This is a genomic window from Erwinia sp. 009765445, from assembly GCF_058137865.1.
The window spans coordinates 1-12,501 of the sequence record NZ_JBYUWC010000004.1; the positions used below are offsets into that span (position 1 = coordinate 1).

General features: G+C 44.4%; 6 protein-coding genes. All 6 read left to right on the forward strand.

Annotated features, from left to right (window positions below; genetic code table 11):
* Positions 1-23: 23 nt before the first annotated feature.
* Positions 24-698, forward strand: coding sequence for an N-6 DNA methylase (locus AC3Y5R_RS04780; protein WP_489920577.1), 675 nt, complete (start codon positions 24-26; stop codon positions 696-698).
* A 716-nt stretch (positions 699-1,414) separates the two neighbouring features.
* Complete coding sequence (locus AC3Y5R_RS04785; protein ID WP_489920387.1) at positions 1,415-6,301, forward strand: AAA domain-containing protein; 4,887 nt, start codon at positions 1,415-1,417, stop codon at positions 6,299-6,301.
* On the forward strand, positions 6,298-7,830 hold the full coding sequence (locus AC3Y5R_RS04790; RefSeq protein ID WP_489920388.1) for a hypothetical protein: 1,533 nt from the start codon (positions 6,298-6,300) through the stop codon (positions 7,828-7,830). The genes AC3Y5R_RS04785 and AC3Y5R_RS04790 overlap by 4 nt, the downstream gene beginning before the upstream one ends.
* Positions 7,831-8,053: 223 nt before the next feature.
* Entirely contained in the window at positions 8,054-9,541 is a 1,488-nt protein-coding gene (locus tag AC3Y5R_RS04795) for a UvrD-helicase domain-containing protein (RefSeq protein ID WP_489920389.1), read from the forward strand.
* A complete protein-coding gene (locus tag AC3Y5R_RS04800) occupies positions 9,531-11,120 on the forward strand; it encodes a TraI domain-containing protein (protein WP_489920390.1) in 1,590 nt (529 codons plus the stop codon). The genes AC3Y5R_RS04795 and AC3Y5R_RS04800 overlap by 11 nt, the downstream gene beginning before the upstream one ends.
* 60 nt (positions 11,121-11,180) lie before the next feature.
* Entirely contained in the window at positions 11,181-12,191 is a 1,011-nt protein-coding gene (locus AC3Y5R_RS04805) for a tyrosine-type recombinase/integrase (protein WP_269535490.1), read from the forward strand.
* Positions 12,192-12,501 lie beyond the last annotated feature (310 nt).

The following is a 12,501-nucleotide window of genomic DNA, read 5'->3' on the forward strand; positions in this document are numbered from 1 at the left end:
GCTTAAAACTGCCAGTTTTACCCATGGTGGGTCAGTTTTACATTGGCATGTGGGGCATTTTTACATCGGTACTAACACATCACCGCCATAAGGTATTCGAAGATTTTGTCAGCTGCAGCGTTATTGCACTGGAGAACCGTCTCTGTTTCAGCGAAAAGCGAGAAGCTAAATATCTTCGAATAATCGGTGGTTATGAAAAGCCGGATGTTGTCCGTATGGCGCAACTGCTGACTCATGTGGTTAACGGGCTGCAGAATGGGTTCTGTGATTTTCTGGGTAACGTATTTATGCAGCTGGAACTGGGCGATAAGTATCGCGGCCAGTTCTTCACCCCCTGGGATGTGGCCAGAATGATGGCGCAGCTGCAACTGGGGGATGTGAAGGCTATGTTTGATGAAAAGCCTTTCATCACTCTCAGCGAGCCTGCCTGCGGTGCCGGTTGCATGGTACTGGCTTTTGCCGATGCTCTTAACCAGGCAGGCTATGCGTCACACCGCTATCTGTGGGTTTCCGCGACGGATATCGATCCGCTGGCCGCTGGCATGGCCTACATCCAGTTATCACTCTGCGGCGTGGCCGGCGAGGTCGTCATTGGCAACGCATTGTGTGACGAACGGCGGCGGGTACTGCTGACGCCGGGCCATTATCTCGGTAACTGGTCGCTCCGTCTGCATTCACTGCGAAAAAAGGTCGCATAATTACACCATAGCGCTCCCCTCCGGGGGCGTTTTTTCTATGTTCAGCATAGCTGGTGGATGTCAGGCTGTGAACATTCGAAAGTAAGATGTGTATGTTTGCAGTTGTTCTCATATCAGAAAGTAAAACAATGGGGTGTAGTCACGGCTACGCTTCTGTCTGCCATGCATTGTCAGTAGCTCATCTCCGAATTTTTTATGGTTGCGTTCCCAGCAATGACCACAAGTCCGCTCTGCTACAAAACTAACGTCGAATCGGCCGTAGTCAACTACGAGCTAAAGGCAGACGTTTAACTTGAAGAATGACGGCTATCCACGTAGCAATGATAATGGAAGTTATGCCCATGTCTTGTTTTGGAAAAGCTCTCACCACTACTTTCTGATCATCATTATCAAGATACAGCCATTGATGCAGATCTTAAAAGTGCGTAATGCTATGATTGTATTGTAAATACGGCTCTGATCAGTTTGGCAAATCAAATAGTGCGAGGGAAACATGTTTTTAACCATTAACATTATGAAAATTAAGATGTTACTCGCTCTCATGGCGGGTGGTGAAAAATTCACCAATGATTGAATGGTGATATGCAGTGCGGATCCTGCGGAGTTAGTTCTGCGTTTTGTCCCTGATTTCACGAGTTATCTGTCATTTTGATTGCGTTTTCACTAAGTGTGTTGGAAAGCGTCTACATGACGGAACTCCTAATGAAAATATAAAAATGAAGATTGATATTTTAAGTAGTGACGGTATCCATGCCTCAGAAAAAGAAGCAATTAAGAGGATGGTAGACGTTTTTAATGCATCCAGTTTTAGCCAAAAATGGCATGGTTATGCTGGTTTCATGATGATGGACACAACTTATAGAGATCGAGAAATTGACTTGGTTCTTCTTACGCATGATCGACTTCTGATCGTGGAACTTAAGAAATGGCGTGGAAAAATTGAACCAATGCACGATCATTGGTTGCGTGATGGTGATGATATGGGGCGCTCACCAGTCAAAGTTCTTGCAGATAAGTGGAAAATTCTCTCATCAAAGATTAAAGCTCGACTGAGTGTGCCAGCAGTAGAAGTATATATCGATTACAGAGTTGTTATGTGTGGTAGTGCTGATTTTTCTGAAATTCCAGAGGATGAAAAATCATTTGTTTGTACACTCGAACAGTTTTTGAAAATTGCCAAATCTGGGGGGTACCAAAGCGAATTTGGCCCACTAAAAGCGCGCAAGCCATGTGAGTATTTGCAGGTGTTCACACCATTTTTTAAAGGAAGGGATTTTAAGCCTTCAAGTTTTTCATTTAATAATTTTCAAATTGTTGGAGAAGCTACTTTTCCTCATCCTGATGGATTGTACAAGGAGTACAAATCTGTCAAAAAGGATGATCAACGACATGAAGCATTATTGCGAAGATGGGATTTTTCAGCATTATCTGGTATTGCAGATACTATTGATGAACGAGCCCGTATAGCATTACGAGAGCATAAAGTTCTGGGTTTTATTCATGAGCAAAATGAACAGCTTGATAGTGTTGTTTTGCAACCACTGTCGCATCCAACTCGAGATGATATAGATGCGGATTTCTGTGAGTTGTACAGGCTTCCGTCGAGGCAATTAAGGCTTAATGAATTCATTCATCGTTTTGGTGAGGACCTAGAATTCTGTGAAAGAATTAATTTTGTGAAGGTTCTTTTATCTCATGTTGCTGATTTGCATGACTTGGGTGTTGCTCACCGTGATATTAGCGATCATACTCTTTGGTTAGAACGTCCATCGAAAATATCTATATCAGGCTTTCTGACTGCATATTTTCCTGAGTTAGGAACTGTTGGTTCTCTCCGTGAACAGCTTCGCGCAGGTAAAACTACCTTACCTGAAGATTCAGAGGTTGGTAAAGGTGAAGCAAGTGATCCATTCCGTAGAGATGTTTATCTATTGGCCGTAGTTATACATCACATTCTATTTTTGAAACTTCCAAAACAAGAAGAAGATTTATTTGTATGGGATAATCTAACGGGTTTTGAAGTTGACCCACAGCTTAACACCTGGTTTGAAACTGCTTTGAATTTAATTCCTGCAGGACGTTTTTCAAATGCGCGAATTATGCTTGATTCGTTTAATTCATTACCGTTAGGGTATCCGGAAAATGAAGGTATCGATTTACGTAGGTTCGAACATTATCGAAGTGAATTAATTCCAATGGTGATTTATCCTATTGAAGAAAATATAAAACAAGGTGTAAGTCATATATACAAGTCGACTTTTTCTGGTGAAAGTGTTTCTGTCAAAATATGGTACGGACGTAAGCCGGATATAAAAAGGCCGGAAGAGGCTTTGCAACTTCAAAATTTTCTCGACAAAGCTCGCTTGGTAAAATCCCAACCTTGCTCCTCTCTTGCTGAAGTTATTGATTTTGGCATCTCAGATGCCGGAACCTATATAGTGCAAAAATGGATGGATGGAGAGTTTATTAATTATGCTGTAGAATCATATTTTGTAGGTCATGAATTAATATTACTATGCCAAAAAATAGTTAAGGCAGTATTGCATTTACATGCTATGCAATTGCAACATGGTGATCTGCATCCCAATAATATTCTAATAGAAAAGGGAGAGGTTCGCTTCATTGATGCACTTGATATGCCTTGCTCCGGTGATAATATAATATTTACTCCTGCATATATACCTACAGACTTCGAATCTATGACTTTGGAAGAACGTGATTGTTACGCTGTAGCTAAAGTGTGCAATGAAATTTTAGAACACACCGTTAATTGGGAGGGGGTCGATCCTTCTGCTTTACGAAATGAGATCGAAAGTTGTATGCGGCGGGATTTTAATGTTTACTCTCTTGATCGAATAAATGATGTTTTAGAAACTCTAATTAATCCCCCTAAAATAATTGAAGGGGTGAGGTTGTCAGTACTGATGAGGCAACTGACGTCTAGCCAAGAATTAATAAATGACAATGGCGTATTTCATATTAGTATTAGTGAAGAACGAGTTCGTTCTCCAAAGCAGCAACCTCATGTCGTAGTATCCTTTTCTGGAGTACGTAAACAGTTACAAATCTATCTAAAGGCAACCAAATTAGATTTTGCATATTTACGCATTAAAGATATAGCCCATAGTTTATTTGTACGTATGGCATCACAAGCTATTACACAACTGGAGGCAACTATATTACTTGAGCCTTCATCGGTAGATGATCCTGGTAAGTTATTAGAGCATCTAAAGACTATGCCTGAGCTTTTCTCTGCAATATTAAAGGTTCAGAATAGCATTCTTGGTGGGGAACTTCCTTCCGATGAGGAAGATGTAGAGAGCTTAGAACCTTCAGCTGGAGTGCAAACTAAACCACATACAGCATCGCTTTGGCGTGCAATTTTAGACGCAGAAGAGGACTCATTACCTGAAATTGAAATTACTGCACCAGTTATCAGGGATATGGACAAGCGCCATGAGAAATTGCGAATACCATACAGAAAGGAAGGTGAATCCTTAGACTATGAATCTGATGCAAAAGTTGAGGCATTACAAGAAATTAATGGTGAACTGATACGTGTAGGGAATGTTGATATAAGAGAAACTACTCAGTCTACTCTCGTACTTGAAAGTCCAAGAATTCGTATCCAGACGAATATTGGTGATACTTTGAAATTACGAAGCCAACAGGACCTATCGTCTTTTAGACGTAGGCGTCATGCTGTTACACGTATTTTGAATTCTGAGGCTGCCATCCCTTCATTAATTAATTATTTCGATCCTTTAATTTGCCCTCCCCCCCAATATCTGCAACCAGAACCAAGTGATTCTGACCTTGATGCTTATAATCGATATGACAAAGATGGCGGGCTAATTTTTTCACTCAATCGTCAGCAGCGAGATGCCTTTGCTAAACTTTGGTCATATGGTCCATTGAGTCTTCTACAAGGTCCTCCTGGCACAGGGAAAACTTCATTCATTGCTTCATTTATTCATTATGCTCTCTCACAAGGAGCCCAAAGTATACTTCTCGCAAGTCAGTCACATGAAGCTGTAAATAATGCTGCTGAAAAAGTAATTGAACTTTGTCAGCACAGTAATCTGCCGCTGGATGTTGTTCGATTTGGTGCAGAAGGAATGGTATCAGAAAAACTTCACCCACATCATTCATCTTCTATTCTGCAAAGTTATCGAGACTTATTCCGCTCAGAAATGCGAGTTAGAATTTCAGCGATGAACCGCAATTTAGGCCTTCCTAACAAGTTTGTAGAAAAATGGTTTGATATTGAGTATCAACTTAAACGCTTGAGTCGTGAAATTGAAAGATTAACCGCAAATCTCAACAAAAGAGAAATATCAGAAAATAGTAATAATCCCTTGACTGCTCGAATCAATCAGAGACTTGAACGCTTTAAAATAATTGCATTTGAAAAGTTTGGCTATGTGGGAGAGGGTGCCCCTGAGGAAGTGATAAATCAATTAAGCCGTGAGGCAATGAATCAGTTTGGTGTAACTTCTTTAGATGCAGTGTCTCGACTGGAACAAGTAATTGCAATGTCTCAGGAGTGGGTAGATCGCTTAGGCACTTTGAGAGGTAATTTTGAAGAGTTTCTTGCGAAGACTCGATCACTAGTATGTGGAACTTGCGTGGGGCTGGGACGCTCACAATTTGGTGTAGCAAAAAATCGCTATGATTGGGTGATAGTAGATGAAGCTGCTCGTGCGACTCCAGGTGAGTTGGCTATAGCAATTCAGTCAGGATGCAGAGTGTTATTGGTCGGTGATCACCGTCAATTGCCTCCTTTGTATCCTGAACCAGTGGTGCGAAAAATATCGATAGAACTAAACTACCCTGATCGCTCAGTCCTCACACGCAGTGATTTTGAACGTGCATTTGAATCAAATTATGGTATACAGGTCGGAGCCACATTGCGCACTCAATATAGGATGGCCCCACCAATAGGCGAAATGGTTTCAGCTTGTTTTTATCCTAAACCGTTAGAGTCTGGACGTGGAAGCCCTGAACCTTGGTTTAATGAATTACCTAATAGATTGGGTTCGATTGTTACTTGGGTTGATACTTCTGATGCTGAAGGGGAATCTTACGATAGGGCGAAACATCCTGGGTTTGATAATCCTTATGAAGCCAGAGAAATTATTGATACGCTACGTTCAATATGTACAGCAGAATCCTTCATTCAATGTTTAATGGATGAAACGTCAGAGGAAGAAAAACCAATCGGCGTAATTTGTATGTATGCAGATCAAGAGCGTCTATTGCAACGTTTACTTAGTGAACAAGATTGGGCTACAGGTTATAGACATCTTATTAAGATTGATACAGTTGACAGCTATCAAGGTAAGGAAAATCGGATAATTATTGTTGCAACTACGCGTAATAATAATCAGTGTATTCAAGGATTTCTTAGCAGTTCGGAGCGAGTTAATGTGGCTATCTCTCGTGCAATGGATAGATTAGTAATCGTTGGAGCAGCTCGCATGTGGCGAGAGAGGCATCAAACTTCAGCATTAGGCCGTGTATTAGCTTACATCGAAACACATCGTGATGGGAATAACTTCAATTTGGTTCAAGCATTAGCCATTGAGGAGGGGCAGAAATGATTACATTGGAAGAAAAAAAATTAAGAGAAATATTAGCTGTCGATGAAATTACTTTCGCGATTCCCGCACAAAGTTTTGCTATCGAATGCTCAATAAGTGCTGAGGAGGCATTACCTGTTGTTACTGAGTTCGCGCTTCGCATTGCTTATGTTTGTGGTACATTGAGTCCTGTACAAATTCAAGAATTTTTCGGGTTTACGAAAAAGGAAACGGACGCAGTAATACAGACATTACTTAATGAGCGCCTGATTAAATGGAATGAAGATGAACTGTTAGAATTAACTCCTTATGCTTTAACTCGTTTTCAAGATAGTTCAGATCATCTACCTCGTTTCTTTAAAATCCAGGAATGGAATTCTGAAGTTGTTTTTGATCTAATAAGTTTTAGCCCAGCTGGACGCCCTAACAGATTAAAACGTGTAAATTCATTCGTAGAGTTGGCAGCTCGAAATGTTGAGAAGCAATCTAGAACAATCCAATATGCGGAACAGGCCTTTCAAGAACACTTTCATAGTATTTGTAAAAAAAACAAAGCGGAGATCTATAAGATTAGTGCGGTAGATGCTGGTGAACGTTTTAGTATCCCACTGCCTTGTGTATTTCATTTGGACTTAGACGGCCAGGTTAATATTCGTCGTGACATAGATAATGAAGTATTCAAACATAGGCTTGAAATATCTGAGGCTATTACTGATGCCCTTTCAAATCAAAATCGCCCACAAAATAATAGCTTTATAGATTTCATTCATCATTTTAATGATTCGTTGTTTGAACGTTATGTTTCGAATGATGCATTTGACTTGCGTCGTTATGTTCAAGATGTTCATTTAACGCGTGTAGTTGGTTATGATACTAAACGAGTTACACCATTGCTAGGAGCATTTTATCTACAAAATAACGCTGATTTAATTCTCTCCAAGATTGGAGATGAAATATTAAAACAGGAAGAGTTATTAGTTAAAAAAGATAGTGCTTTAACACCGGATGGTGGTAGTGAAAAGATGGATATGGTTCCTATTTTAGAAAAAAACACCGTTCAAAGTGGGTTGTGGCTTGCCCCACAACTATCCCTTTGGGCGAGAACTCGCGGTGCAAGAGAGTTTGTGCAGAAGATTGATCGTTTGTTGGATTCTAAGAATAAAAAAAATAGTTATCCAGTTGGAACCTATGTATTGATTTCTGGTAGGAATCACTCAGCTAAAGAGCGTGCATTTAAATACAGAGATCAGTTTCAGTATTTATTCAATACGGATATTTGTCTTATGGATGGAAAATTAGAGTTGCTACTGATACCTGGCCTAATGGTTTGTGTGCTTTTTCATTTTCATTTAGAACATCAGCCTATTAGCGTACCAATAGGATTTATCTCATCTGAGCAGGAGCATTTGAAAATAGCAAGCATGTTGCTATCAGAATCAACACATTCAAAGCAAATATTTTCCTCTATGCATAATAATGAAGATGTTCCTGTCGCACAGCAAGGATTACAAAATTTACTTAACTTAATATCAGAGGTGGATCTATCTTAGTAAAATGGTCCTTATTCTAAGTTGTCTCAACTAGATGTGGATACTATATAAAGTATATTGGCCAATGCCTATATCAACGACGAAATCATGCTGCATGATTGGGTCATCATGCTCCCGTTCGGGGGCGTTTTTTTATTTCTGAAAATGGATATCTGGTTTTTTCTCGCCGCAGGCTCACACGGGTGACAGTGTGAGTGTTCAACTGTCACTCCCGGAGAACCCAATGAGCTGGAAAACCACACCAGAGCAAAATGCGATTATCGAATGGCAGGGCAATCAGCTTGTGGTCAATGCGTTTGCAGGTACTGGTAAAACCACCACACTGGTACAATTCGCTCAGGCGAACCCGGACAGCAAAATGTTGTACCTTGCCTACAACAGAGCCATCCGCGACGAAGCCGAGCAAAAGTTTCCCTTCAACGTTGAGTGTAAAACCGCCCATCAACTGGCCTGGTCGCATTTCGGCCGACATTTCAGGAATCGGCTGACAGCAAATCTGCGTATTACCGATGTGGCCCGAAAGCTGAATACCCGGCACTGGCCGCTGGCGCGTCTGGCGCTGACGGGGCTGAATGCGTTTCTGTGTAGTGCTGAACCGGAACCCGGCATTATCCATCTGCCAGCAGAGGATGAGCGTCATGGCCTCCCGGCAGATAAAATTCTGGGGGCAGTGCAGGTTCTCTGGTATGAGGTGAGTCGTACTGAATCAGATTTCCCGATCACGCATGATGTTTATCTGAAACTTTTCCAGCTTTCAGAGCCGAATCTTGCAAGTAAGTGGGACACCATTCTTTTTGATGAAGCTCAGGATGCCAATCCGGTTACCAGTGCCTTTGTGCTCAGTCAGACCTGCCGGGTCGTGCTGGTTGGTGATTGCTACCAGCAAATTTATCGCTTTCGTGGTGCGAATAATGCGCTGAGTTCTCCCCTTCTGAAGCAGGCCGATCGATTGTGGCTGACGACCAGCTTTCGGTTTGGCCCTGCAGTTGCACAAATAGCGAACATGCTGCTGGCCATGTCCGGGGAAGAGATGCAGGTCACCGGCAGCGGCGAGGATGATGAAGTGATTGCTCATTTGCCTGCAGACGTCCTTCATTACTCCGTTCTCAGCCGGACGGTCTCTGGCGTCATTGGAACCGCGCTTTTCACCAGTCTGCAGGAGAAAAAAGTCTTCTGGGTGGGGGGAATTGAAGGGTACAAAACGGAAGAACTGGAGGATCTTTACTGGTTCTCTGCTGATATGCCTGAACGGATGCAGTCTCCCCGCCTTGGACAGGAGTACCGGGACTTTGAGGAATATTGCTCCATTGCAAAGGCGACGCAGGATGTGGAGATGAATCAGGCCATCCTGTTGCTTGATGAGTATTTTCCGTTGCCGCAAAAGTTGGCCATCATGCGCCGGCAGGTTGTGACACATGAAAAGGATGCGCAGGTTACCGTGTCCACTGCGCATCGCAGTAAGGGACTGGAGTGGGAAGTTGTCGTTCTGAATGAGGATTTTTGTGACATCACTGATCCGCTTCTTTCTGCCGAAGAGCGACAGGATGAAACAAATCTGCTGTATGTGGCCGTGACCCGTGCCCGCAAGACCCTGGTGCTGAATGAGCTGATGCTGTACCTGAAGGCAGGTGAAGAGCAGCAAAATTGTGAACAACCGGCAACGGGGGACGTGGAGAACGATGGGGGAGAAGCAATTTCCCATGTTAAATAAAATCAGAACCTTATTGTCCCGGACGCCGGTTATCACAGAGGCATCAGACAAACTCCACGTTTCGGCACCAACGGGGTATTTTTCTCCGGTTAAGGCTGAGGAGCTGGTCATCACCGCATTGCGCCAGGATGCCCTGCAGAAAATTCGGGAAAATAACGCGCTGTCGGGAGAAGTATATCAGCGACTTTATCTGGCTCCTGTGCACCACCTGCTTGAACGGGCCCAGAACGTGCCGGCGGCACCTGATGGCCGGTGGGCTTATGCCGGGGGATTTGGTGATTTAAGCCTGCGTTTTACCGCTTATGCTGTCAGGCTTGCCCGGGGGTATATGTTTCCGCCTGGTGCGATGCCGGAAGAACAGGCTGCGCAGGGTGTTATCTGGCAGGCCGTTATTTTCTGGGCCGCGTTATGCTATCACCTGCCATTACTGGCCAGTATTGAAGGAGAAACCGCCAGTGGCCTCAACTGGCAACCTGGCATATCTGTGCCTGATACACCTTATCGCTTCCGGTTTCGTTCTTCTCCCCCGAACGCGCATGATGCTTCTGCTCTGGCGGCGCTTGCCTCTGGTCAACTGATGCCCGCAGAAGCGATAAACTGGCTTTCAGGTAACTCCGGAGCGCTGCTAAGTCTTGCCTGTGCATTCCGCAATGGTTCTCCAGATATGCCTCTTATCAGGACGTTGCTCGACCAGGCTGCAGAGAAGGTTGACTCACCGGCGCTTCGGAAGGACACAGGTGAATCTTCTGTAGTAATTGCGCCGCCAGATTCTGTAACGTCACAGGAGGGGACGTTGGTCGTTCAGACGGACGATAATTTATCCTCTTCTGTGGTGGAGCTGGCCGCTTCGGAGCTGATGACGTCACTCAACGATACTGGTGGTGGGGACAGACAGCCACCGCTGAAAGGGGTAAGTACAGTGGAGTCGCCGGAAGAGCAGGATAACGGCAGCCCGGGCCAGGATGATGCAGATATGCTGCTCAGTCTTTTTTCTGTAGTGGCTGATGTAGAAGTCCCGGAGGTTGCAGATGACGCCGGTGTGAATACGCCAGCCACGGTAGCGCCGGATGAAATGGTGCCCGTTGGGAAAGACGTTCCTGATGAGCCTGCTGAGATGGAAGATGCACCCCAGCATAACGATATCAGTGCTGACTGTCTGTCGTCTGGTACAGAGGGAGTGCTGGGCTACCCGGTTAATGTCGGTGTCGATGCCCGACGGTCGGGTGAGGATTTTCTCGCCTGGCTGTCTGACGGTATGGCATCCGGCAGGATCACCGTCAACCAGCCTGATTCACGGGTGCATTCCGTTGCCGGTTTTATTTACCTTCTGGTGCCGGATATTTTCTTTCTTTTTCTGAAAGATACCGGAAGTGACAGTCACAGGGAGCAGATTCAGACGTCGTTTGAAAAACTCCAGCTACATCGTGTTCGCAAAGGAGAGCGTTTTACCCGGGCGAAACTGTACTGCTCAGAAGATAAACAGGGGCGGTTCAGTAAGGTTAATGGTTATCTTATCAAAGCTGCCCGTCTGAAAGGAGTGAGGCCTCCGGAGGACAGCAAGCTCCTTTTCTTTCCATAAGGAAGATACACACAGGGATCTCTACAGGGATCTGTTTTGGTTTTTTGGGAGAAGAATAAGATGCGTAATGAAATAACCTGGGATGAACTGCTTGAAGAATACTTTTTTGCTCACCGGCTGAGACCCGCTACCGAATGGAGTTACAACAAGGTTGTCAGAGGGTTCAGGCGTTATTCTGGCGATACCCTGCCTGCGCAAATTACGCACCGTCAGGTGCTGGAGTGGCGGCGTTATCTTCTTCAGGAGAAACAACAATCGGCTCAGACATGGAACAACAAAATTGCACACCTGCGGGCGCTGTATAATTACGGGATGGAACATGAAATCCTTCCTCCGGGGAAAAATCCCTTCAATAAAAGCAATGTTCAGCGGGATACGAGGAAGAAAAAAACGCTGACACGATCGCAACTGATTCGTGTTTATCTTGTCATGCAGCAATTTGAAGAGGCTGAACGAACAGGGCGCGGTATCAGGGGCGGGCGTAATGCGCTCTGGCCGGCGTGGTACTGGCTGACAGTTCTGGATGCATTCAGATATACGGGAATGCGGCTAAATCAGCTGCTGCATATCCGGCTGGGGGACATCAACCTTAGTGAAGGGTGTCTGGAACTCTGTCTGGAGGGCAGTAAGACACACCGTGAATGGCGGGTTCCGATTGTCAGTGCGTTGAAGCCCAGGCTGCATCACCTGATAGAAAAATCAACGGAACTGGGGGCGGGAAACGGAGATTATCTGTTTGATGTGAACAGAATTCTACTTAAGCGTCATGTGGAATGGGATGCTGCTAAGGTCCATCAGAAGATCCGATCTTTTTTCCGGCGTCTGTCGAAAGAGTGTGGTTTTACCGTGTCGCCACATCGTTTTCGCCATACGCTGGCGACGGAACTGATGAAATCACCAGAACGAAATCTTCAACTGGTAAAAGACCTTTTGGGGCACCGCAGCGTCAGTACAACCATGGAGTATGTGGAGTTGAAGATGGATATTGTCGGGAAAACACTGGAAGCTGAGCTGTCACTTCACACAGATGTTACAGGCGAAAGAAATTTACACCTGTTGACACACGCTTAGTTGACTGGGATGATTAACGGTGATCGAGAAAAGGGAACCTGCTGGAACAGGTTCCCCATCTTGAGGGACAAGTTCTGGATATATCAACCAGTGCAAACGCTCTTGAAAACACCGGAGGACATTCCGTATGACCGGCCCCTGCATTTACCGCCCGTTAAGGATCTCATCTCTTAACCAGCGTGCTTTGATGCAAATAAGTGGTGCCCGGACTCGGAATCGAACCAAGGACACGGGGATTTTCAATCCCATCTCCGAGTTGTTAAATTATAGTAATTAGCGATTGAGCACACACTTGAATAAACTATTCAGG

What these genes read in the sequence shown, in the direction of transcription:
- AC3Y5R_RS04785 (WP_489920387.1), top strand. Translation starts at nt 1,415, where the DNA reads ATGAAGATTGATATTTTAAGTAGTGACGGTATCCATGCCTCAGAAAAA.
- AC3Y5R_RS04800 (WP_489920390.1), top strand. Translation starts at nt 9,531, where the DNA reads ATGTTAAATAAAATCAGAACCTTATTGTCCCGGACGCCGGTTATCACA.
- AC3Y5R_RS04795 (WP_489920389.1), top strand. Translation starts at nt 8,054, where the DNA reads ATGAGCTGGAAAACCACACCAGAGCAAAATGCGATTATCGAATGGCAG.
- AC3Y5R_RS04805 (WP_269535490.1), top strand. Translation starts at nt 11,181, where the DNA reads ATGCGTAATGAAATAACCTGGGATGAACTGCTTGAAGAATACTTTTTT.
- AC3Y5R_RS04780 (WP_489920577.1), top strand. Translation starts at nt 24, where the DNA reads ATGGTGGGTCAGTTTTACATTGGCATGTGGGGCATTTTTACATCGGTA.
- AC3Y5R_RS04790 (WP_489920388.1), top strand. Translation starts at nt 6,298, where the DNA reads ATGATTACATTGGAAGAAAAAAAATTAAGAGAAATATTAGCTGTCGAT.